The organism is Pseudomonas sp. M1, assembly GCF_022760135.1.
Classification (GTDB): Bacteria; Pseudomonadota; Gammaproteobacteria; order Pseudomonadales; family Pseudomonadaceae; genus Pseudomonas; species Pseudomonas citronellolis.
Genome location: NZ_CP094343.1, coordinates 3,619,764 through 3,642,824, shown reverse-complemented (window position 1 = coordinate 3,642,824; position 23,061 = coordinate 3,619,764). Strand labels below are relative to the sequence as shown.

The 23,061-nt window shown below is 68.5% G+C and carries 18 protein-coding genes and 3 pseudogenes; 5 read left to right on the top strand and 16 right to left on the bottom strand.

Going from position 1 to position 23,061, the window contains the following annotated elements; all coding sequences use genetic code 11:
* The first annotated feature begins 12 nt into the window (after positions 1-12).
* A complete protein-coding gene (locus PM1_RS16095; protein ID WP_084229699.1) occupies positions 13-108 on the top strand; it encodes an NrsF family protein in 96 nt (31 codons plus the stop codon).
* A gap of 382 nt (positions 109-490) precedes the next feature.
* A complete protein-coding gene (locus PM1_RS16090; protein WP_009620201.1) occupies positions 491-730 on the top strand; it encodes a hypothetical protein in 240 nt (79 codons plus the stop codon).
* Between the two features lie 22 nt (positions 731-752).
* Here PM1_RS16090 and PM1_RS16085 read toward each other — a convergent pair whose 3' ends face one another.
* Complete coding sequence (locus PM1_RS16085; RefSeq protein WP_009620202.1) at positions 753-2,324, bottom strand: GGDEF domain-containing protein; 1,572 nt, start codon at positions 2,322-2,324, stop codon at positions 753-755.
* A 388-nt stretch (positions 2,325-2,712) separates the two neighbouring features.
* Between PM1_RS16085 and epsC the strand changes: the two genes are divergently transcribed.
* On the top strand, positions 2,713-3,663 hold the full coding sequence (gene epsC, locus PM1_RS16080; protein ID WP_009620203.1) for a serine O-acetyltransferase EpsC: 951 nt from the start codon (positions 2,713-2,715) through the stop codon (positions 3,661-3,663).
* Between the two features lie 604 nt (positions 3,664-4,267).
* Here the strand turns inward: epsC and PM1_RS16075 are convergent.
* Positions 4,268-5,614 carry a chloride channel protein gene (locus PM1_RS16075; RefSeq protein ID WP_024128868.1) on the bottom strand — a complete coding sequence of 449 codons (1,347 nt, stop codon included), beginning with the start codon at positions 5,612-5,614 and terminating at the stop codon, positions 4,268-4,270.
* 673 nt (positions 5,615-6,287) lie between these two features.
* Between PM1_RS16075 and PM1_RS16070 the strand changes: the two are divergent.
* Positions 6,288-6,629: pseudogene (locus tag PM1_RS16070) on the top strand (choline transporter); the annotation flags it as partial.
* A 40-nt stretch (positions 6,630-6,669) separates the two neighbouring features.
* Here PM1_RS16070 and norR read toward each other — a convergent pair.
* A complete protein-coding gene (gene norR / locus PM1_RS16065) occupies positions 6,670-8,235 on the bottom strand; it encodes a nitric oxide reductase transcriptional regulator NorR (protein WP_009620209.1) in 1,566 nt (521 codons plus the stop codon).
* Positions 8,236-8,425: 190 nt separating this feature from the next.
* Here norR and PM1_RS16060 point away from each other — a divergent pair, with 190 nt between their 5' ends.
* A complete protein-coding gene (locus PM1_RS16060) occupies positions 8,426-10,705 on the top strand; it encodes a nitric-oxide reductase large subunit (protein WP_009620214.1) in 2,280 nt (759 codons plus the stop codon).
* Positions 10,706-11,116: 411 nt separating this feature from the next.
* Here the strand turns inward: PM1_RS16060 and PM1_RS31370 are convergent, their stop codons facing one another.
* The 13 genes and pseudogenes from PM1_RS31370 to ccoN all read right to left on the bottom strand — a co-directional run bounded on the left by PM1_RS31370 (position 11,117) and on the right by ccoN (position 22,968).
* Positions 11,117-11,596 (bottom strand): DUF2778 domain-containing protein, encoded by a 480-nt coding sequence (locus PM1_RS31370; RefSeq protein ID WP_084229700.1) that lies wholly within the window; start codon positions 11,594-11,596, stop codon positions 11,117-11,119.
* A gap of 372 nt (positions 11,597-11,968) precedes the next feature.
* A complete protein-coding gene (locus tag PM1_RS16055) occupies positions 11,969-12,616 on the bottom strand; it encodes a response regulator (protein ID WP_009620218.1) in 648 nt (215 codons plus the stop codon).
* 170 nt (positions 12,617-12,786) lie between these two features.
* Positions 12,787-13,827 carry a protein-glutamate methylesterase/protein-glutamine glutaminase gene (locus PM1_RS16050; protein WP_009620220.1) on the bottom strand — a complete coding sequence of 347 codons (1,041 nt, stop codon included), beginning with the start codon at positions 13,825-13,827 and terminating at the stop codon, positions 12,787-12,789.
* Positions 13,828-13,840: 13 nt separating this feature from the next.
* Positions 13,841-14,650 carry a CheR family methyltransferase gene (locus PM1_RS16045; protein ID WP_009620222.1) on the bottom strand — a complete coding sequence of 270 codons (810 nt, stop codon included), beginning with the start codon at positions 14,648-14,650 and terminating at the stop codon, positions 13,841-13,843.
* Positions 14,650-15,147, bottom strand: a complete 498-nt coding sequence (locus PM1_RS16040; protein WP_009620224.1) for a chemotaxis protein CheW — start codon at positions 15,145-15,147, stop codon at positions 14,650-14,652. Before PM1_RS16040 ends, PM1_RS16045 begins: the two co-directional genes overlap by 1 nt.
* 130 nt (positions 15,148-15,277) lie before the next feature.
* Positions 15,278-16,313 (bottom strand): annotated as a pseudogene (locus PM1_RS31365) (methyl-accepting chemotaxis protein); the annotation flags it as partial.
* Positions 16,296-16,796: pseudogene (locus PM1_RS31360) on the bottom strand (MCP four helix bundle domain-containing protein); the annotation flags it as partial. The pseudogenes PM1_RS31360 and PM1_RS31365, both read right to left, overlap by 18 nt.
* Entirely contained in the window at positions 16,780-19,020 is a 2,241-nt protein-coding gene (locus tag PM1_RS16030) for a chemotaxis protein CheA (RefSeq protein WP_009620229.1), read from the bottom strand. The pseudogene PM1_RS31360 and the gene PM1_RS16030, both read right to left, overlap by 17 nt.
* 4 nt (positions 19,021-19,024) lie before the next feature.
* Positions 19,025-19,357 carry an STAS domain-containing protein gene (locus tag PM1_RS16025; protein WP_009620231.1) on the bottom strand — a complete coding sequence of 111 codons (333 nt, stop codon included), beginning with the start codon at positions 19,355-19,357 and terminating at the stop codon, positions 19,025-19,027.
* A gap of 1 nt (position 19,358) precedes the next feature.
* Complete coding sequence (locus PM1_RS16020; protein ID WP_009620233.1) at positions 19,359-19,724, bottom strand: response regulator; 366 nt, start codon at positions 19,722-19,724, stop codon at positions 19,359-19,361.
* 17 nt (positions 19,725-19,741) lie between these two features.
* The gene (locus PM1_RS16015; RefSeq protein WP_152604550.1) at positions 19,742-20,728 is read right to left on the bottom strand and encodes a methyl-accepting chemotaxis protein; all 987 of its coding nucleotides are present in this window, start codon (positions 20,726-20,728) and stop codon (positions 19,742-19,744) included.
* A gap of 582 nt (positions 20,729-21,310) precedes the next feature.
* A complete protein-coding gene (locus PM1_RS16010) occupies positions 21,311-21,520 on the bottom strand; it encodes a hypothetical protein (RefSeq protein ID WP_009620237.1) in 210 nt (69 codons plus the stop codon).
* 11 nt (positions 21,521-21,531) lie between these two features.
* Positions 21,532-22,968, bottom strand: a complete 1,437-nt coding sequence (gene ccoN, locus PM1_RS16005) for a cytochrome-c oxidase, cbb3-type subunit I (RefSeq protein ID WP_009620238.1) — start codon at positions 22,966-22,968, stop codon at positions 21,532-21,534.
* Positions 22,969-23,061 lie beyond the last annotated feature (93 nt).

Below are 23,061 nucleotides of genomic sequence, written 5' to 3'. Positions count from 1 at the left end.
CCGGCCCGGAAAATGGGTGTGCCCTTCTGGAGCATCTGGCACCTGCCGGGTATGCTCCTGCCGACGCTGCTGGGCGCCATGCTGGGGCCGCGTTTGTTGCGTTGGTGAGGGTGCCCGGGGTCGGCAAAAGCGTTCGATCCTGGCGGCCGTTCCCTCATCCCAGCCCTCTCCCAGAGGGAGAGGGGGCCGTTCGGAGTGGGCGGAGAGTTCGGCGTCATCCTGAAACGCCTAACCCCACCTCATCATGCCCGTCGAATCGTGGACGGAGTCCGCTCCTATGCTTACAGGAGAGCCCGGGCGTAGGGAGCGGACTCAACGCCCCCGCCCTACGTTCCTGCGTTCGCAGGCATAACGGGGCTGGGACCAGAGCCTGAAGCCAAATTCCAACCAAACAAAAACCTACCCACACACTGCCGACTGTCGGCTCGTCCGCTGGCCAGGCCAAATCGGAGCTATTCCTGCACTGCTCCAGCCGACAATGGAGGAGGAAATGGAACGACTAAGGAAGGTGTTGCTGGCTTCTGCCATCAACGAGACGTCTGCCGTCCAGGTCTTGCGCCAGGCCGCGGCGGAGGCCGTCTCGCCCGTTACCGCCGCGGCCCTGCTCACCGCTGCGAAACGCCTCGAGGAGAATGCCGATGCGCTGCTTCATGCCGCGCATCGGATCGAACTCACATTGCACCCCGACACCCGGGAGGAGGGCGTGGCCGGGCTCGCGCCACTGGACTGAGCCTGCCTTGCCGGCGCGCTCGTCAGGCTGCGGTCGTCGAGGTCCCCTTGCCGTGGACCATCACCCGGTTCCTGCCGGCCTGCTTGGCCTGGTAGAGCAGCTCATCCGCCTCCTTGAGCGTGGCGGCGACGTCGGACCGGTCCGCCGTCCAGCAGGCCACTCCCAGCGACAGGGTGACCTGCCCGGCCGGGGGCATGACGGCCTCGGCCAGCGAGCGCCGGATCCGTTCCGCCACTTCCGCGGCGTCGGCGAGGCCGGTCAGCGGCAGCAGCAGGATGAACTCCTCGCCACCCACCCGGCAGGGCACGTCGCCGTCGCGGCAGTTCTGCCGCAGCAGGTCGGCGAAGGCCTGCAGCACCTTGTCGCCGACGTCGTGGCCGAAGGCATCGTTGACCCGCTTGAAATGGTCGATGTCCATGCTGATCACCGCGAAAGGCTTCTCCAGCAGCGCCCAGTCGCGCAGGCAGTCCTCCAGCATCCGCCGGTTCGCCAGGCCGGTCAGCGGGTCGCTGAGCACCTGGCGGTTGAGCTTGCCGATGCGCTCCTGGGTCAGCAGCGCGCCCTGGATCAGCGCGCGGCGGATGCGCCAGGCCTCGTAGTACCAGGCGCTCACCTGGCCGATGCCGCGGGAGTCGTCCAGTTGCTCGGCGTAGTCGGCGAGCCTGCTCAGGGGCTGGCTGATCCGCGAGGCGGCCCACCAGAGCAGGACCAGCCCCAGCAGGATCATCGGCACTATGCCCTGCACCACCTGGAGCATCAGCGCCCGCAGGGCGGCGAGGGGCGCGCTCATCGGTTGCTGGACGACCACCCCCCAGCCGCTGTTGGGCACCGGGGCATAGCCCGCCAGCATCTGCACCCCGTCGGCATCGGTGACCTGCGTCGCGCCGCTCTCGCCGCGCAGCACGGCGTCCACCGCCGCGTTGCGGCCCACGGCCTTGCCGATGTGGTCGGCATCGGGATGGAACAGCAGGTGGCGGTTGCCGTCCACCAGGTACAGGTGCGAGGCGTCGGTCTGGAAGTGCTTGCTGACGATCTCGTTGAGCGCGTTGTTCTTGCGCAGGTAGATGGTCCCGCCGACCAGCCCCAGGTACTCGCCTTGCGGGCTGCGGATGGGGTGGGAGACGAAGACGATCAGGTTGCCCACCAGCGAATTGAAGGCCGGGCTGATCATCGCCTGGCGCCGCTCCAGCGGCTCCCGCGAGCGCAGGTTCTGGCCGGCCACGCTGAGCGCCGGCGGGTGCGAGGCGAGAATCCGGCCCTGGGCATCGGCGATCACCAGGGTGTTGAAGCTCTGGTCCTGCTCCGCCAGGCGCCGGGCCTCGGCCTGCATCGTCGCCCGGGAGGCGAAGTCCTTGCCCATCACCTGGGCGCTGTAGCGCAGCCGGCCGAGGTCGGCGTCGAGGCTCTGGCCGAGGGTCAGGGCGACTTTCGCCGCGTACGCGCGGTTGGTCTCCAGCGAATTGCGCACCAGCGTCTCGCGCTGGATCCGGTAGGTGGCATAGAGGTCGTTCAACAGCGTGGCGAGGATGGCCAGCGAGGTGAACAGCAGGATCAGCGTGCGCAGGTTGAGCTTGGGGATGGCCCCGGATGGCATGGACGTATTCCAGTGGCGCGTGGTAGATGGCGGCCGGAAACGGCGGGGCCGCCGGGTTCTGGGAAGGCAGCGGCCCGTCAGCGGCCGGTCCTCCGGTGCTGCGTCCGTCTATCCTGCCAAGGTTCATGTTAGGTGAGAAATTGGTGGCATATAGCCATTATTTGACCAATGGCGTGCGACGGCTTGTCCGTTCGCGGTTTGCTCTGGCCCGCCGGTTGGCGAACCGGGCCTTCGTCGGGCCGGGACACTCGGTCGCCAGGCATGAGCTTAGAACCGCCAGCGATTTGTCGACGGGCCCGGGAAACCCCAGGATAGGCCGGTAATGGTGACGAAGGCTGCCCAGCCGGCCTACGCTTGAAAAGAACCATGGCATTGGAAGTATCGATACATGCACGAGATCGGCAAACAGAACGAGAACGGCCCGGCGGGCTGGCAACTGGAGCGCATCGTCGAGGAACTGCGCGCGGCGCGCAGCGAATGGCGCAGCCGCAGCGGCCGGCCGCGGGAGCAGGGCGGGCGCGAGCTGCCTTCGCGGCGCTCCATCGAGGAGATCGTCGAGCGCCTGGCCAGCGCGCTCTTCCCCATGCGCCTGGGGCCCAACGACCTGCGCGACGAGAGCGAGGACTTCTTCGTCGGGCGCACCCTGGACAGCGCCCTCAACGCGCTGCTGATCCAGGCGCGCCTGGAGCTGCGCTACAGCGCGCGCCAGCGTGGCGAAGCGGAGGACGGCATCGAGGAGCGGGCGCTGGGGATCGTCCGTGACTTCGCCCTGGCCCTGCCGCTGCTGCGCCAACTGCTGGACTCCGACGTGCTGGCCGCGTACCAGGGCGACCCGGCGGCGCGCAGCGTCGACGAGGTGCTGCTGTGCTACCCGGGGGTGCTGGCCATCATCCACCACCGCATGGCGCACCACCTGTACCGCGCCGGCCTGCCGCTGGTGGCGCGGATCATCTCCGAACTGGCGCACTCGGCCACCGGCATCGACATCCACCCCGGCGCGCAGATCGGCGGCAGCTTCTTCATCGACCACGGCACCGGCGTGGTGATCGGCGAAACGGCGATCATCGGCGAGCAGGTACGCATCTACCAGGCGGTCACCCTGGGCGCCAAGCGCTTCACCGCCGACGAGACCGGCCAACTGCACAAGGGCCAGCCGCGCCACCCCATCGTCGAGGACGAAGTGGTGATCTACGCCGGCGCCACCATCCTGGGGCGCGTCACCATCGGCAAGGGCTCCACCATCGGCGGCAACGTCTGGCTGACGCGCAGCGTGCCGCCGGGCAGCCAGATCAGCCAGGCCAGCCTGCAGCAGCAGGCCAACGACGCGGGGTTGGACTAGGCGTAGGGTGGATAATCGCGGACGGAGTCCGCTCCTGCGACCCTGCTTCCTGGAACCGTAGCGGACTCCGTCCACGATCGGTCCGATCCGTTGCACCGAACTATGCAACTGCACGGCCCTCGTAGGATGGGTTGAGCTTGCGAAACCCATGCGGTTGCGCTGATGGGTATCGCTTCGCTCAACGCCATCCTACGAAAAGCCGTGCTTCCTGGAACCGTAGGAGCAACTGTCTTGTGCCGAGGTGCTCTTCGTAGGGTGGGTTGAGCTTGCGAAACCCATGCGGTTGCGCTGATGGGTATCGCTTCGCTCAACGCCATCCTACGAAAAGCCGTGCTTCCTGGAATCGTAGGAGCAACTGTCTTGTGCCGAGGTGCTTTTCGTAGGATGGGTTGAGCTTGCGAAACCCATGCGGTCGTGGCGATGGGTATCGCTTCGCTCAACGCCATCCTACGAAAAGCCGTGCTTCCTGGAGCCGTAGGAGCAACTGTCTTGTGCCGAGGTGCTTTTCGTAGGATGGGTTGAGCTTGCGAAACCCATGCGGTTGCGCTGATGGGTATCGCTTCGCTCAACGCCATCCTACGAAAAGCGTCTTGGCGCGGCCTCGTCAGCGAGGCCCCTGCGCCGGCGCCAGCTTGTCCAGCACCTGCCGGGCCAGGGCGTGGTAAAGCGAGACCGGGGCGATCCAGCCGGAAATGCTGGCGGCCATGACCGTGGCGGCCAGCATGGGGATGAGCAGGTCGGGGCTGTGGGAGAGTTCCAGGACGATCACCGAGGCGGTCAGCGGCGAGCGGGTCACGCCGGCGAGGTAGGCGCCCATGCCCAGCAGCGCGCAGGTTTGCGGGTTGACGTCGGGCAACTGCGACAGCAGCGGGGCGAAGGCCGCGCCTATGCTCAGCGAGGGCGAGAACAGGCCGCCGGGGATGCCGGAGAGGTAGGACACCACGTTGGCCAGGAACTTCCACAGCACGAAGCCCTGGTCGGTCATCGGGTGGCCTTCGAGCAGGGCGCGGGTTTCCTCGTAGCCGGTGCCGAACACGTGGTTGCCCGAGGCCAGCCCCAGCAGCGCCAGCAGCAGGCCGCAGGCGGCGGCGAAGCGTACCGGCCAGCGCTCGCGCAGGCGAAACATGCGGCCCAGCCAGCCGGCCTGGGTGGGCAGCACCAGCTTGACGTAGAGCCCGCCCAGCAGGCCGCCGAGCAGGGCGCAGGCCGGCACCTCGCTCCAGCCCCAGCCGGCCGGCAGGCTGCCGCCGATTTCGCCGAAATAGGAGTAATGGCCCATCAGGCCGAGGGTGACGGCGCCGCCGATCAGCACCGCGGTCAGCACCAGGCCGCTGAAGCGCTGCTCGAAGGTGCGGCTGAGTTCCTCGATGGCGAACACGATGCCCGCCAGCGGGGTGTTGAAGGCCGCGGCGATGCCGGCCGCGCCGCCGGCGAGGATCAGCCCGGCGATGGTGCGCCGGCCATGCAGCCCCAGGCGCCGGCCGAAGGCGTAGATGACCGCGGCGCCGACGTGCACCGTGGGCCCTTCGCGGCCCACCGAGCCGCCCACCAGCAACGCGCCCAGTGTGAAGAGCATGCGCACGGCGGCCACCGGCAGCGCCAGCACCCGGGCGCGGAAGCGCCGCGAGGGCGACTCCAGCGCGGCGATCACCTGGGGAATGCCGCTGCCCTTGGCCTCGCCGAACCAGCGCTGGGTGATCCAGGCCAGCAGGGCGAAACCCGCCGGGGTGACCAGCAGCGGCAGCCAGGGCGCGATGCCGAGCATGCGCTTGAACAGCGCGAAGGACTGGTCCGCCAGCCAGGCGAAGGCCAGCGCCACCAGGCCCACCAGCAGCGCGCCGACCCAGAACGCCAGGCGCTGTCGCCATTCCAGCCAGCGTGGCCGTCGGAAGCGCCGGAGGCGGGCGGTGGGGGCGGGTTCTGCGTTGGCAGGGCTGGGCTGTTCGGACATCGACGGGGCCTGGATCGCGGGGCAAGGGCGGATTATGGCCGTCTTGCCATCGCCTTGCACTTCGCGTTCAGGCGTCTCCACGTTTTCCCGTGCAGGCGCTCGCCCTGCATGCGAATCGTGGGCGGAGACGCGATGTTATCCCGTAGGAACAACTGCCTTGCCCACTGCGCCGGGGTGCTCGCTCCTACGAAAAGCCGTGCTCGCCTGCCGCGCAGGAGCGGACTTTGTCCGCGATTGTGCCGGCAGGGTAGGCGATGGGTTTTGCAAATGTTCTGCCGGGACACATAGGTAACGCCTGGGGCGTTATGCGCCCTACGGTTGGGCTGGCGAGCGGGCATAAGAATGCCCTCGTCCTTCCTGAACGACAGGCCCCCGCCAGGGCCTGGTCCAGGAGCCTGGCCGGGCCCGGCGGGGAGCGCTCGCCCGCAACGTGGCGGGCCAGTAGGTCATTGCATCGGAACACGAGAGCCGCCCGCCCGGAACCGGGTGGGCGACACCCCAGGTATAGCCGATGGCTGTGGCCGCTTCGCTGGCGAAGTGTGGCGCAGTCGAGGGTTTCGAGAGTTCGCTGCGCCGGGCCGACGACACGCGGCCAGTCGGCGGCGGCCATCGACACGATGTTGGCGTCGCCGTGCAGGCGCCGGTGCTCCGGGGGCGTCATGTCGAACCAGCGCTGGTGCGCCCGGCCTGCGAGCAGGTGGCCGACGAACTGCGCAAGCAGGGCTACGAGGTGGAGGTGGAGGAGCGCGGCGACGGCCGCGTGAGCCTGGCGCTGGACCATGCCGGCGAAGGCCGCTTCCTCTACGAGGTGCGCCCGCGGGCCTTCGCCTCGCCCAGCTTCGTGGTGCAGGACAGCGACGAGGGCAACGACGCCCGCAAGTACTTCCGCGCCGAGGTACACCTGCGCGAAGGCGGCCAGGACTACGACATCATGGGTTGGAGCCGCGAGGACGTGATCGGCGACATCCTCGACCAGTACGAGCGCCACCTGCACTACCTGCACATGGTGCGCTGAAGCCTCCGGCGCGAGCAGCCCGCGGGGCGCTTCGCCGCGCTCAGCGCAGGTCCAGGCGGCGCGCCAGCTTGCGCAGGTTGCTCGGGTCCATCTTCAGCGCGCGGGCCGCCGCCGCCCACTTGCCGCCATGGCGCTGCAGCGCGCGTTGCAGCAGGCGGCGCTGGTAGTCGTCGACCACCTCCTGCAGGGAACGGGCGTCCTCGGTCGAGGGGGCGGGTATTTCGACGGCATCCTCGGCCGCCGGCAGCTCCAGGCCGAGCCCTGCCGCGTCGATGCTCAGCAGTTCGCGCCGCGAGGCCGCCTGGCTCAGGGTCTTGAGCGCCGCGCGGCTGATGAGATGTTCCAGCTCGCGCACGTTCCCCGGCCAGGCGTAGTCCAGCAGGGCCTGCTCGGCATCCGGCGTCAGGCGCAGGCAGCGCAGGCCCAGGCGGGTGCGGTTGAGTTCGAGGAAGTGCCCGGCCAGCACCAGCACGTCCTGGCCGCGCTCGCGCAACGGCGGGATGTGCACCGGGTACACCGACAGCCGGTGATAGAGGTCGGCGCGGAAGCGCCCGCCGCGCACCTCGTCGGCCAGGTGGCGGTTGGTGGCGGCGATGATGCGCACGTCGACGTGCTTGGGCCGGTCGGCCCCCAGGCGCTGGATCTCGCCGCCCTGCAGGGCGCGCAGCAGCTTGGCCTGGATCGACAGCGGCAGCTCGCCGATCTCGTCGAGGAACAGCGTGCCGCCGTTGGCCGCCTCGAAGCGGCCCTGACGGTCCTGGGCGGCGCCGGAGAAGGCGCCGCGCACGTGGCCGAACAGCTCGCTTTCGGCGAGGGTTTCCGGCAGCGCCGCGCAGTTCACGTAGACCAGCGGCTTGCGCGAACGCGGCGAGCTGGCGTGCAGGGCGCGGGCGAACAGCTCCTTGCCGACGCCGGTCTCGCCCTGCAGCAGCACCGGCAACTCGGAGTCGGCGACTATCTTCAGCTCGTCCAGCAACTGGTGCAGCACCGGGCTCTCGCCGAGGATGCCGGCGCCGGGTTCCAGGGCCGGCTCGGCCAGAACGCTGCGGGTCAGGCGCAGGCGGCGCACCTCGCTTTCCAGGCGGCCGACGCGCACGGCGGCCTCGATCAGCGGCGCGTAATGCTCCAGGCGCCGGACCAGCACCGGCGAGAAGCTGCCGGGGCGTAGGGCGTCCAGGGTCAGCGCGCCCCAGGCGCGGCCTTCCAGGTAGAGGCTCATGCCCATGCAGTCGTGTACCGGCAGGGGCTTGTCGGGGCTGTCCAGGAGCAGGCCGTCGTAGGGATCGGGCAGCTCGCTGTCGGCGCTGAACTGCAGCGGCTCGCGCTGCGCGAGGATGTGCGCCAGGCGCGGGTGGCTGGCCACGGCGAAACGCCGGCCGAGCACTTCGCGGTCCAGGCCCACGGCGGCCTGGGGCTGGAGGCTGTCGCCATCGAGCTGCAGCAGCACCACGGCGCTGCAGGCGAACTCGTCGCGCAAAGCCACCACCAGCCGCTGCAGGCGCTCGGCGGTGGGCAGGTCGTCGGCCAGGTCCGCCAGGAGCCTGTCCAACAATGAGGTATTTTTTACCTTTGCGAGGTCATTTGAACCCGTTCCGGGTGCGGTCATTTCGACTCGTGAGTTTCGCAAGTTATTGATCCTGAGAGGTTTATGGGATGGCACACAGCTTGCGATAGCGCAAGCAGTGCCTGACCAAGGAGCCATCCCATGCACGTCCCGCTCAGCAACATCCCAGGCCGCCGCGCCTACGTCAAATCCGCCAGCCCCATTCGCCCGGTCGCCGGGGAGGAGCGCCATCATGGGTGAATACCGCAAGTTGTGGTGGGCGCTGATCGCCGTGCTCGGCGTGACCTTCTGCATACTCGGCTGGTTCGGCCGCGAGGTCTACCGCCAGGCGCCGCCGATCCCCGCGCAGGTGCGCAGCGAGACCGGCGAAACCCTGTTCACCGGCACCGACATCCTCGACGGCCAGACCGCCTGGCAGAGCGTGGGCGGGATGCAGCTCGGCTCCATCTGGGGCCACGGCGCCTACCAGGCCCCGGACTGGACCGCGGACTGGCTGCACCGCGAGCTGAGCGCCTGGCTCGACATCGGCGCCCACGAGCAGTACGACAAGGCCTTCGGCGAACTGGACGGCGACCAGCAGGCCGTGCTGCTCGCCCGCCTGAAGCGCGAGTACCGCGGCAACCGCGCCGAAGATGGCGTGCTGACCTTGAGCGCTCGCCGCGTCGAGGCAATCCGCCACACCGCCGACTACTACATCGCGCTGTTCGGCGACGACCCGGCGTTGCAGCACAGCCGCAAGAGCTTCGCCATGAAGGAGGGCACCCTGCCGGACCTGGCGCGGCGCCAGGAGTTGACGCACTTCTTCTTCTGGACTGCCTGGGCTGCCGCCACCGAGCGCCCGGGCTCGGCCGCCACCTACACCAACAACTGGCCCCACGAGCCGCTGATCGGCAACCAGCCGACCGCCGAGAACGTCATGTGGTCCATCGTCAGCGTGGTGCTGCTGATCGCCGGGGTGGGCTTCCTGGTCTGGGCCTGGGCCTTCCTGCGCGGGCATGAGGAGGCGGAACCGGAGCCGCCGCTGCAGGACCCGCTCAGCCTGATGGCGCTCACCCCGTCGCAGCGGGCGCTGGGCAAGTACCTACTGCTGGTGGTCGGGCTGTTCGGCTTCCAGGTGCTGCTGGGCGGCGCCACCGCGCACTACACGGTGGAAGGGCAGGACTTCTACGGCATCCCGTTGTCGCAGTGGTTCCCCTATTCGCTGCTGCGCACCTGGCACATCCAGAGCGCGCTGTTCTGGATCGCCACCGGCTTCCTCGCCGCGGGGCTGTTCCTGGCACCCGTCATCAACGGCGGCAAGGACCCGAAACACCAGAAGCTCGGCGTCGACGTGTTGTTCTGGGCACTGGTCGTGGTGGTGGTCGGCTCGTTCATCGGCAACTACCTGGCCATCGCCCAGCTGATGCCGCCGGAGTGGAACTTCTGGCTGGGCCACCAGGGCTACGAATACGTCGACCTGGGGCGCCTGTGGCAGATCGGCAAGTTCCTCGGCATCGCCTTCTGGCTGCTGCTGATGCTGCGCGGCATCCTGCCGGCCTTCGCCAAGCCGGGCGACAAGAACCTGCTGGCGCTGCTGTCGGCCTCGGTGATCGCCATCGGCCTGTTCTACGGCGCCGGCCTGGCCTACGGCGAGCGCACCAACCTGTCGGTGATGGAGTACTGGCGCTGGTGGGTGGTGCACCTGTGGGTGGAGGGCTTCTTCGAGGTCTTCGCCACCACCGCGCTGGCCTTCATCTTCTCCAACATGGGCCTGGTCTCCGGCCGCGCCGCCACCACCGCCAGCCTGGCCTCGGCCTCGCTGTTCATGCTCGGCGGCGTGCCCGGCACCTTCCACCATCTGTACTTCGCCGGCACCACCACGCCGGTGATGGCGGTGGGGGCCACCTTCAGCGCCCTGGAAGTGGTGCCGCTGGTAGTGCTGGGCTACGAGGCCTGGGAGAACTGGCGCCTGAAGAACCGTGCCGCCTGGATGCAGCGGGTGAAATGGCCGCTGGCCTGCTTCGTCGCCGTGGCCTTCTGGAACATGCTCGGCGCCGGGGTGTTCGGCTTCATGATCAACCCGCCGGTGGCGCTCTACTACATCCAGGGCCTGAACACCACGCCGACCCACGCCCATGCCGCGCTGTTCGGCGTCTACGGCTTCCTCGCCCTGGGCTTCACCCTGCTGGTGCTGCGCTACATCCGCCCGCAGCTGCACTTCAACGAAAGGCTGATGAAGACCGCCTTCTGGTGCCTCAACGGCGGCCTGGTGCTGATGCTCGCCACCAGCCTGCTGCCCATCGGCATCATCCAGTTCCACGCCAGCGCCAGCGTCGGCCTCTGGTACGCCCGCAGCGAGGAGTTCATGCAGCAACCGCTGCTGCAAACCCTGCGCTGGGTGCGCACCTTCGGCGACCTGGTGTTCATCGTCGGGGCCCTGTCGATGGCCTGGCAGGTGGTGACCGGCGTGCTTTCCCCGAGCGGCAAGCCCGTGAAAGTCTTCGCGGAAGGAGGTGTGCAGGAACAGGTCTGACGATTCGTTAGGAATATGCGTTGGTAACGCACGCGGCCCGCCAGGGAGGTGGGCCGCGTGCGTTTTTGCATGTGTCCGTCGGCCCTGCCGATGGAATCGCGGACGGAGTCCGCTCCTACGGTGAGGCTTCTTTCGGTGATACCTATGGGCCTATTTCCCGGTTGCGGTTATTTGGATTCTCTTCAGCAGTTGCATTGAGCCGAAAATGACAATCGCATTTACCAGAAGGGCCGAAAGCAGCACGGTTGTCATGTATGCGTTATCCCAGATTATTATGTCAATGAAGCCATAACGTTCCGAAAGTTTCGAAAATATCCATTTCTCCGGTATCAGTGTATAAGTTAGTAGAAATATCGCTACATACGAAAATGCAAAGACATGCCAAAGCAATAGGAATTTCAAGGGCTTCATTCAGTAAACCTGTATTGTTCCATAAGAAATTAGCCCGCCGGATAGGGGCGTTGTCGGTGCTCTTAATAAAGCCTTGCGCAGGATAGCATAATGAAAATGATTTGGCAGTGTGATGCACCCATTGCTGACACCTTGATAACCAGCAGGGTGTAGTCTGAAGTTTCCGCGCCTCACATATTCGATAAAGGTGTAGTCATCGATTGTGCCGTCATCACGAAATAGGCCAAGCCAGAGCGTACGATCCGAGCCACTGAGTAAGGAGTTTATTTGGTCTCTCAAGATACCCATGGCGCCGCCTTTGGGTCTATTTACGATGTGGTATTTTCCTGGGGGCAAAGGGCCAATGTCTTGTAGTACAGCCGAGCCCGGGTTGTTTCTGTGTGGACCGGCATTGCCGGAATATGCTGGGAAGAAACCTATGCCGGGGCAGCTCAAGTTGGAAAGCCTTCCGCCATTAAGGTGAAAAGTACACCGGATCATCGTTTGCTCCTGCTATTGGAAAGGCAGGGGCTTGAGGTATCGAGTTCTTTCTCGAAGATAAGCACCGTGTAGATACTGGGTTCCGTTTTTAGCCATGGATATGCAGGAATTACCATGCAAGCTTCCTTGTTCAATTATCCGTATTTGGTGTGCGGAACTTATGTGGCGTGAAAAGTTGCGTCAACCAAGATGACTGGCAAAGGAAAATTCACTTGTATGATTCAGCTCGGGGGCGGAAAAAGATGAAGTCCCAGGCACCACAATCTGCGGCTATGAAGTTTTAGCGGCTATGGCTGGTTGCGCCGCAGGCATTGCCCGGATTCGGCAAGGCTGCGCCTAGACGCTTTTCATAGGCTGGGCTGGCGGCCCCGGTCAGTCATTGGGGTCGATCAGCCCCTGGCGCACCGCGTAGAGCACCAGGTTGGGCACGTCGTGGATGCGCAGGCGGCGCATGATCTGGGCGCGGTGGGCTTCCACCGTTTTCACGCTCAGGCCCAGGCCGGTGGCGATGGCGCGGGTGGAGGCGCCGCGGCTGATCAGGCGGAGGATCTCGATCTGCCGCTGGGTCAGCTCGGGGTCGTTGGCCGCCGGCTTCTGCCGGGCCAGGGCCTGGGCGATGACCGGGGCGGCGATGGCCGAACTCAGGTAGCGCTGGCCGCGGCCCACGGCGCGCAGGGCCATGTGCAGTTCGTTGAGGGCGGCGTCCTTGAGCAGGTAGCCCTGGGCGCCGCGCTCCAGGGCCGCGAGCACCACCTCGGCGTCGGTGTGCATCGACAGCATCAGCACCCGCGAGGCCGGCGCCACGCTGCCCAGTTCGCACAGGGCGTCCAGGCCGCTGGAGCCTTCCATGGTGACGTCCAGCAGGATGATGTCCGGGCGCAGGGCACGGGCCAGTTCCACCGTCTGGCGGCCGTTCTCCGCTTCGCCGATGATCTCGTAGCCCTCCAGGCTGGCCACCATGGCGCGCACGCCGAAGCGGATCAGCGCATGGTCGTCGGCCAGCAGCAGGCGGCAGCTCATGGCCGTGCGACCTGCCCCCGGGCGTTCGCCGGGCCCTGGGCAGTCGACCGTTGTGGGTTCATTGCGACAAGCTCCTGTATCCATGTTCCATGGCCGCGCGCGACGGCCTTCGCTTCAGGACAGAGCCTTTTTTCCGGCCAAGGTTCGGCTCTTGCGCGCGGGCGGCGCGCTCATTCGTCGCCGCCCGCGAACTGAAGGATAGCCCGTGGCAGGTTGGCCAGCCGCTCGCTGGCCTGGGCGGCGCCCAGCCGCAGCGCTTCGCGCGGCATGCCGAACACCACGCAGCTGGCCTCGTCCTGGGCCAGGGTGCGCGCGCCGGCCTCGCGCATGCTCAGCAGGCCGCGGGCGCCGTCGTCGCCCATGCCGGTCATGATCACCCCCAGGGCGTCGGGCCCGGCGTGCCGCGCCACCGAACGGAACAGCACGTCCACCGAGGGCTTGTGGCGGTTGACCGGCGGGCCGTCGAGCACTTCGACCAGGTAGTGCGCGCCGCTGCGCCTGAGCTGCATGTGCAAGCCGCCCGGCGCCACCAGGGCCAGGCCCGGACGCAGGCGGTCCAGGTGGCGCGCCTCGCGTACTTCGATGCGGCACAGGCCGTCCAGGCGCTGGGCGAAGGCGGCGGTGAACTTCTCCGGCATGTGCTGGACGATGACGATGCCCGGGCAGTCCTCCGGCAGTTGGCGCAGCACCTGCTCCAGCGCCTGGGTGCCGCCGGTGGAGGTGCCCAGGGCGACGATGCGCTCGCCGGCGAACCGGCCGCTGCGGGTGGCTGGCGGTACGGCCGTGGCCGGCGTGCGCGGCGGCGTGGCCCGTGGGTGGCTGCGGGCGGCCGCCTCGATCTGCCGGATGAGTTCGCCGGCCAGTTGCTGCAGGCTTTCGCGCAGGCCCACGCTGGCCTTGGCGAAGACGCCCACGGCGCCGGCCGCCAGGGCCTCCAGGGTGACGGCCGCGCCGGCCTGGGTGAGGGTGGAGCAGATGATCGCCGGCGTCGGCCGCTCGGCCATGATCCGGCGCAGGAAGGTGATGCCGTCCATGCGCGGCATCTCCACGTCCAGCACCAGCACGTCCGGCCATTGCTGGCGCATCTTCTCCAGGGCGAACAGCGGGTCGGCCGCCTGGCCGATGACCTGGATGCCCGGGTGCCCGCCCAGGCAGGCGGTGAGCACCTGGCGCACCAGCGCCGAGTCGTCGACGATGAAGACCTTGATCACGCCCGTGCTCCTCTCATCGCGTGCGTTCGAAGACCGACGGGCACAGCGTGCGCACCGGCAGGCCCAGGCCGTGCAGGCTCTCGGCGTGGCCGATGAACAGCAGCCCGCCCGTCGCCAGGCGCTGCAACAGCCGGGCGAGCATGCCGCGCTTTTCCTCGGCGCCGAAGTAGATCAGCACGTTGCGCAGGAAGATGACTTCGAAGGGGCCGACGTCCGCCGGCAGTTCGCGGGCCAGGTTCAGTTCGGCGAAGGCCACCCGCTCGCGCAGGTGCGCGCCGATGCGGAAGTTGCCGGCGCTTTCGCCGATGCCGCGCTGGCAGTGGCGTTCCAGCCAGCCCCGCGGCAGGTGGGCCGCCTGTTCCATCGGGTAGATGGCGCGCCGGGCCTTGTCCAGCACCCGCAGGCTGAGGTCGGTGGCCAGGATGGACCAGTCCGCCGCGCCGCGCTCGGCCAGGGTCATGGCCATGCTGAAGGCTTCCTGCCCCGAGGAGGCGGCGGCGCTCCACAGCCGCAGCGGCCGGCGCCGGCGCGCGGCCCAGTCGCCGAGCACCTCGAAGTGCTGCGGCTCGCGGAAGAAGAAGGTCTCGTTGGTGGTGAGCAGGTCCACCACCAGGCGCCGCTCGGCGGCCTCGGCCGGCTGCGCCAGCAGGCGCAGGTAGGCGCCGTAGTCGGGCTGCCCGCGCGCCCGCAGGCGGCACATCAGGCGGCCAGCCATCAGGGTACGTTTCTGTTCGCCCATGCGGATGCCCGATGCCTGCTGCATCAGGCGCTGCAGGCGGCGGAAGTCCTCGTCGCCCAGGCGCGGCAGGTTGCGCGTGGGCATCAGCCGGCCTGCGCGGCCAGGCCGAGCTGGCGGATGTCGTCCAGCGACAGCGCGCGGCGCACGTCGAGGACGATGGTGAAGCCCGCCTCGTCGCGGGCCATGCCGGCGATGAACTCGGTGCGGATGCCGGCGCCGAACGGCGGCGCCGGCTCGATGCTGGCGGCCTCGATGTCCAGCACCGCGTCCACGGCGTCCACCACCAGCCCGGTGCGCTGCTGGGTGTCGCCCAGGTCGAGTTCGATGATGACGATGCAGGTGCGCTTGTCCGGCACGCTCAGCGGCATGCCGAAGCGGGCGGCCAGGTCCAGCACCGGCACCACGTTGCCGCGCAGGTTGATCACGCCGTGGATGAAGCCGGGCATCATCGGCACCGCGGTGACCTGGCCGTATTCGATGATCTCGCGCACCAGTTCGATGGGCAGCGCGTAGCGCGCCTGGCGCACGCGGAACGACAGGTGCTGTACCGCGCCGGGCGCCGTGCTCTGCAGGTTGTCCATGCTCGCTTTCCTCAGTCGAAGCTGACGAACTGGCCTTCGTCCACCCGCGCGGCGGTCGCCTTGCGCATCGGTCGATGGGGTTCGCGCGGTGTGCTGGCGACGCTGCCGCGGTAGGGCGCGTGGGCGCGGGCCTGCTCGTCGAAGCGGAAGTAGCCGATCAGCTCCAGCAACTGGCTGGCCTGGGCGTTCATTTCCTCGGCGGTGGCGGCCAACTCCTCGGAGGCCGAGGCGTTCTGCTGGGTGATCTGGTTCATCTGGCCCATGGCGATGTTGATCTGCCCGGCGGCGGCGCTCTGCTCCTGGGATGCGGCGGTGATTTCCTGGACCAGGTCGGAGGTCTTCTGGATGTTGGGCACTATCTCGTCGAGCAGGTGGCCGGCCTGCTCGGCCAGCTGCACGCTGCTGCCGGCCACGCCGCCGATCTCCTGCGCGGCCACCTGGCTGCGCTCGGCCAGCTTGCGCACCTCGGCGGCCACCACCGCGAAGCCCTTGCCGTGGTCGCCGGCGCGGGCCGCTTCGATGGCGGCGTTGAGGGCCAGCAGGTTGGTCTGGTAGGCGATGTCGTCGATGATGCCGATCTTGTCGGCGATCTGCTTCATGGCCTGGACCATCTCGCGCACCGCGCGGCCGCCGTCCACCGCGTCGCTGGCGGCCTTGCCGGCGATGCCGTCGGTGACCTGGGCGCTCTCGGTGTTCTGCGCGATGGAGGCGGACATCTGTTCCACCGAGGCGGTGGTTTCCTCGACGCTGGCGGCCTGCTCGGTGGCCGCCTGGCTGAGGGACTGGGAGGTGGCGCTGACTTCCTCGGAGGCCGAGGAGAGGGCGTCGGCGGCGCCGCGCACGTCGCCCATGACGTTGCGCAGGCGCTCGGCCAGGTGGCCCATGGAGCCCAGCAGGCGGCCGGTCTCGTCCGCGCTGTCGACCTCCACGCGCACGCCCAGGTCGCCCTCGGCGAGGCTGTTGGCCACGCCCATGGCGCGGTTGAGCGGGCGCACGATGCTGCGCGTGACCAGGATGCCGATGGCGAAGCCCAGGCCGGCGGCGACCAGCACCAGCACGATCATCTGCAGGCGCGAGGCGAGGTAGATGTCGGTGATGCTGTCGTTGGCCTGGCGGGCGCGGAGTTTCTTCTGCTCCACCAGCGCGCTCATGTTGTCGTCGGCGGCGTTGCTCAGCTGGCGCAGCTTCGGCAGCAGGGCGCTGGCCTCGCTGCCTTCGTCGAGGCGGCCGCTGGCCTTGTTCAGGTCGAGGATGTGCAGGGCGGTCTTCTCGTACTCCGCCAGTTGCTGGTCCAGCTGCGCCAGGCGCGCCTTGGCTTCGTCGCTGACGAAGCTGGCGCGGGCCGCCTCCAGGTTGTCGTGCAGGGTCTTGATGGCCTGGGGCACCTGGGCCATGGTCGCGTCGCGTTCCTCGACGCTGGCGGCCAGCAGCGAGCTGCGCAGGTGGCGGCCGATGTACACCAGGTTGAGGTTGGCCACCTGCATGGCGTCGAGGGCGAGCATCTCGCGGTTGTACATCTGGTCGGAGAGGTCGTTGACCTTGCTCAGGTTGAAGATGCCCAGCGCGCCCACCGCGGTGGTCAGGGCCACCACCAGGGAGAAGCCGGCGATCAGGCGGATGCCGATCCGGAGGTTACGGATGAATTTCATGGGGTGTCTCCTGCGCACCGGCGGCTTGCGGGTGCCTGTGGCTCTGCTGTGGATCGCTGTCCACGGGGTGGTGCGTCGGCTGTTCGTCGAGGCTGGCGAAAAGCGTGGCGATATCGAGGATCAGGGCGACCTGGCCGGAGCCGAGGATGGTCGAGCCGGCGATGCCCTGCAGGTGCTGGAACAGCGGGCCGAGCGGCTTGATCACCGTCTGCAGCTCGCCGTGCAGGTGGTCGACCACGAGCCCGGCCTGCTGCCGGCCGTGGCTGACCACCACTATGTTGCGGCGCCCGCCGCGGCTGCCCGGCAGGCCGAAGTGCGCGGCCAGGTCGATGCACGGCAGCGGCCGGCCGCGCAGGTCGATGTAGCCGCAGGCGCCGTCGCCGGCGTGGGGCGGCAGCTCCATGCATTCGGTGACCAGGCCCAGCGGCACCACGAACTGTTCGTCGCCCAGGCTCACCTGGAAGCCGTCGATGATCGCCAGGGTCAGCGGCAGGCGAATGCGGAAGGTGCTGCCCTGGCCTGCGCGCGAGTCGATCTCGATGCTGCCGCGCAGCGCTTCGATGGCGCTGCGCACCACGTCCATGCCCACGCCGCGGCCGGACAGGTCCGAGACGCTGTCGGCGGTGGAGAAGCCGGCGGCGAAGATCAGCCGCTGCAGCTCCTGCTCGCCGAGGGTGGCGCCGGCCTCGATCAGGCCCCGCTCGACGGCCTTGGCGCGGATGCGCCGGGTGTCCAGGCCGCGCCCGTCGTCGCTGACTTCGATGACCACCGTGCCCGACTCGTGGAAGGCGTTCAGGCGCAGCAGGCCCTCGGGCGCCTTGCCCGCCTCGATGCGCTGCCCGGCCGGCTCGATGCCGTGGTCCATGGCGTTGCGCACCAGGTGGGTGAGCGGGTCGGCCAGCTTGTCGATCACCGACTTGTCCAGCTCGGTGTCGGCGCCGTGGATCTCCAGGCGGATGCGCTTGTCCAGTTGCTGGCTGACGTCGCGCACCACGCGGTGGAAGCGCGAGAAGGTCTCGCCGATCTCGACCATGCGCAGCTTCAGCGCCGCCTCGCGGATCAGCTCCACGTGGCGGTTGACCGTCTGCGCGCTTTCGCTGCTGGCGCTGTCGCCGCTGGCGCGGGCGTGCAGTTGGGCGGCGGCCGCGCTGATCACCAGTTCGCCCACCAGGTTGATCAGCTCGTCGAGCTTGTGCGCGGCGACGCGGATCAGGCTGCTTTCCGGGGCGCGCTCGCGGGCCTTCTGCTGTTGCGCCAGGGCGGCGTTCACCGCCTGCGCCGGCACCAGCCCCTGGTCCACCAGCACGCTGCCCAGGGCGGGCTTGAGCGCGTCGCTGTGCTGCGCCTGCAACGCCAGGCCGCGGGCCAGGTCCTGCTCGTCGAGCAGGCCGCTGGCGACCAGGATGGCGCCGATGCGCTCGTCGCTTTCCGGCAGCTCGCGCATCAGCGCCAGGTAGTCGTCCACCTGGCTGCCCGGCGGCAGGAGGCGCAGGCTGCAGAAATCGCGGATGAATTCGAAGGCTTCCTCGATGGCGGCGCGTTCCGCCGAGGTGCACAGGGCGATCTCCAGGCCCAGGTAGCAGCGCTCGGCGTCGAGCTCTTCCAGCGCCGGCACGGCGTCGTCGATCAGGTGCAGGCAGAGCACCTCGCCCAGGCGGCCGAGGTAGCGCACGAAAGTGGCGGGGTCGAAGCCGTTGCGCAGCAGCTCGCCGTCGAAGCGCAGCGAGATGTGCCAGGCGCCTTGCGCCTCGCAGCTGGCGCAGGCGTCCAGGCGGCCGCGGGCCGGGCAGTCGATGGCTTGCGTGGGGATCAGTTCCGGCTCGTTGCCGGTCAGCGCGGCCAGGGCATCTAGCAGTTCGCGCTGGTGCGCCGCGTCTACCGGCAGCTCGCCGCTGGCCGGGTCGATCAGCGCGACCATCGAGGTGATCTCGTCCAGGCAGCGCAGCATCAGCGAGACCAGCTCGGCGGTCAGTGCGCGCTCACCGTCGCGCACGGCCATCAGCAGGTTTTCCAGGTGGTGGGTGAAGTTCACCAGCGGCAGCAGCGAGAACAGTCCGGCCGAGCCCTTGAGGGTGTGCATGGCGCGGAACAGGCGGGTGATGGCCTCGCCGTCGGCCGGGTTGCGCTCCAGCTCCAGCAGGCATTCCTCGGCCTGCCGCGCCAGGTCGCGGGCCTCTTCGATGAAGCCGCGCAGCAGTTCGCTCCATTGTTCGCCGTCGAGCATGGCATCAGGCCTCGGGCTGGGCCGCCGCGGCGGCGTAGGGCAGGGCGGCGTGCAGCCGCAGCAGGTCGACCAGTTCGCGCACCGCCTCGCTGGGCGCGTGCAGCGCCAGTACGGCGCCGTGGCGCTGCAGTTGCGTGCGCAGTGCCAGCAGCAGTTGCACGCCGGCGGTGTCGATCTCGTCGAGGCGGGACAGGTCCAGCGGCCATTGCCCGGCCACTTCCAGGCGGGCGCCGGCGACCGCCTCGCGCAGGGCGGCGCAGGCCTGGCCCACCTCGTAGATGGTCAGGCTGCCGGCCAGCGCCAGGGGGCGGCCGGGCTCGTCGCAAAGGTGCAGCATCTCAGCCCACCAGCCGGTCCACGGCGGCCAGCAACTGGGCCGGCTGGAACGGCTTGACGATCCAGGCGCGGGCGCCGGCGGCCTGGCCTTCGGCCTTCTTGCCCTGTTCGCTTTCGGTGGTGAGCATGACGATGGGCGTGAAGCGGTACTCGGGGCGCGCCTTCAGCGCCTTGACCAGGCCGATGCCGTCGAGGTTGGGCATGTTCAGGTCGCTGATGACCAGGTGCACCTTCTGGCCGCCGAGCTTGGCCAGGGCGTCGCGGCCGTCGACGGCCTCGATGACCTGGTGGCCGGCGCCGGCGAGGGTCATCTTGACCAGTTGGCGCATGGACGTGGAGTCGTCGACGATGAGAATGGTCTTGGCCATGTTGGGCTCCGGGGCGATCAGAAGAAGGTGACGTCCGAGGCGGCGCCGCGGCTCGCCGGGCGGGCGCTGCGTTCCTCGTCGGTGGTGAACTGGCGGCGCATCTCGCCGAGCCAGCGTTGCGGCTGGGCGAGGGCGGCATCGCTGCTGGCGACGGCCTGGTGCAGGCGGCCGATGTCGCCCTGCAGGTGGTCGAGGATCTGGTCGCTGCGGTCCTGGAACTGCAGGCCGACGATGATTTCCTGGATGTCCGCCTGGGTGACGCGGGTGTCGTGCTGCAGCTCGCCGGCGCTGGCGCTGAGCGCTTCGAGGTTGCGCGAGAGGTTCCGCAGGATGTCGGCGGCGACGCCGTCCAGGTAGTCGAGGTTGTCTTCCTCGCGGCTGGACAGCTCCTGCGCCGCGGTGACGGTGGCGTGGATGGCCTGATTGATCTCGCCGACCTTCTCGACCATGCGCTGGCCGGTCTCGGCCGAGAGCCTGGACAGCTTGCGCACCTCGTCGGCCACCACCGAGAAGCCGCGCCCGTACTCCCCGGCGCGGGCCGCCTCGATGGCGGCGTTGAGGGCCAGCAGGTTGGTCTGGCTGGCAATGTCCTGCACGTGCTTGGACATACCCTGCAGCTCGCTGGCGTAGCCGCTGAGGTTGCCGATGGTGGCCAGCAGCTCGTTCTTGCGCACGCTGGCGGCGTGGAAGGCCTCGGTGACTTCGTGCAGGCGCTGCTGGGCCTGGCGCAGGTCGTGGCTCAGGCCTTCGCCGCCGGTGACGCTCTCGGAGCGGGCCAGTGTCTGCTGCAGGCGCTCGGCCAGGGCGGCGAAGCGCGCGAACAGCTCGCCGACGTTGCCGGCCAGCAGCTTGCGCACCTGCTCCAGGTTCTGCTGCCAGGCCGGCAGCACGGCGTGCAGCAGGGGCTGGCAATCGACGGCGGCAGGCGCCTCGGCGGCGGGCGCGGGAAGTTCGGCCGGCCGCTGCGCGCGGGGACGCAGCACGATGCCGGCGGCGCCGGCCATGGCCAGCCCGGCCGCGGCCAGCCATGGCTGGGCGAAACCCAGGCCGGCGAGGCCCAGGGCGATTCCTGTCCAGAAGATCGAATAGGCGAACACGGCGGCGCTCACGCAGTGGGGGATATGGCTGCGAACGATAGGGCCGGCGCGGCGGCGCGAAAATCGGGGAAACCCCTACGGGCCCCTAGGGGGAGGTGAGGGCGGGGCGTAGGGGGCCATTTCAAGAGCCCCTCACCCTAACCCTCTCCCGCAAGCGGGAGAGGGGACGTTGGGCAGGAACGGGCATTACGGCGTCAGCCGGCGGCTCCAGCGTTGCCGACTGGCATCGAATCCTCTTCCGGCACGGACTGGCCCCCTTCAGGATGGGGGGCTCAGCCACGTAGGGCGAATAACCGTTCGCGGTTATCCGCCGTTTGACCATGGCCGAATCCCCCTCGGAGGTGAGCTGGAAACGCCACCCCGCATCGCCGGAAAACGCCAACGCATCATGTGCCACGAAAAAAAGGGCCCACCTCACGGAACAACGAGGTGGGCCCCGAAAAGTGCCAGACAGGCACGCGGGAGGGATCCGTCCCTGGATCGGGTAAATCAGGCCCGCAGGCGGCACTCGCGGCGCGGGTCGAACAGGCGGTCGCAGTGCTGGCCGGTGGCGGCGCTCATCCGTTCGGCGGCCTCGGGGTCGTCGGCGAAGGGCAGCAGCGCCGCCTGCTGCAGGTCGTGGCGGCTGGCGCGGCGCAGGTGCAGGCAGGGGGCGACGGCCACGACCAGCAGCGTGGCCAGGGCGAGCAGCAGTTGCATGGCGGGGTTCCTCAGGCGGCGCTGGCGATGGGCATGCGGTCGATGCGCTGGCCGGCGCGCACGGTCAGCCAGGTGTTGCCGGCCATCAGGAACATGCCGCTGGCGAACAGGGCGCCGCCGAACAGCCGCACCATGTAGCCGGGGTGGCTGGCCTGCAGGGCTTCGACGAAGGAGTAGGTGAGGGTGCCGTCGGCGTTGACCGCACGCCACATCAGGCCCTGGGTGATGCCGTTGACCCACATCGAGGCGATGTAGAGCACGGTGCCGATGGTGGCGAGCCAGAAGTGCGCGTTGATCAGCCCGACGCTGTACATCCGCTCGCGGCCGTAGAGCTTGGGGATCATGTGGTACAGCGCGCCGATGGAGATCATCGCCACCCAGCCCAGCGCCCCGGCGTGTACGTGGCCGATGGTCCAGTCGGTGTAGTGGGACAGCGAGTTCACCGTCTTGATGGCCATCATCGGGCCTTCGAAGGTGGACATTCCATAGAACGCCAGGGACACCACCAGGAAGCGCAGGATCGGGTCGGTGCGCAGCTTATGCCAGGCGCCGGAGAGGGTCATCATGCCGTTGATCATGCCGCCCCAGCTCGGGGCCAGGAGGATCAGCGACATCACCATGCCCAGGGACTGCGCCCAATCGGGCAGGGCGGTGTAGTGCAGGTGGTGCGGGCCGGCCCAGATGTACAGGGTGATGATCGCCCAGAAATGCACGATGGACAGGCGGTAGGAGTACACCGGCCGCTCGGCCTGGCGCGGCACGTAGTAGTACATCATGCCGAGGAAGCCCACCGAGAGGATGAAACCGACCACGCTGTGGCCGTACCACCATTGGATCATGGCGTCGGTGGCGCCGGAGTAGATCGGGTAGGACTTCAGCAGGCTGACCGGGCGCGCCAGGTGGTTGACCACGTGGACCATGCCGGTGACCACGATGAAGGCGCCGTAGAACCAGTTGCCCACATAGATGTGCTGCACCTTGCGGCGGGCGATGGTGCCGAAGAACAGGTAGGCGTAGGCGATCCACACCACGGTGACCCAGAGCGCGATGGGCCACTCCATCTCGGCGTATTCCTTGGAGGTGGTGATGCCCAGCGGGTAGCTCGCCAGCATCGCCAGGATGCTCGCCTGCCAGCCCCAGAACACGAAGTTGGCCAGGCTGTCGGAGACCAGGCGCACCCGGCAGGTGCGCTGCACTACGTAGAAGGAGGTGGCGAACAGCGCGCTGCCGCCGAAGGCGAAGATCACCAGGTTGGTGTGGATCGGGCGGATGCGCCCGAAGCTGGTCCAGGGCAGGCCGAGGTTGAGTTCCGGCCACACCAGCTGGGCGGCGATCACCACGCCCATGCTCATGCCCAGCACGCCCCAGAACAGGGTGGTGAGGGTGAAACGGCGGACGATCTCGTAGTTATAGGTGTCGTTCTTGTCGAGGGCTTGCACGCTGGCCATCTTGGGTTCCGTCGAAATGCGCGGTGACTGGCTGCTCCCCCCACTGCACGGGGAACGTGGCAGCGGGTGCAAGACCCTGGTCGGAGTGGGGGG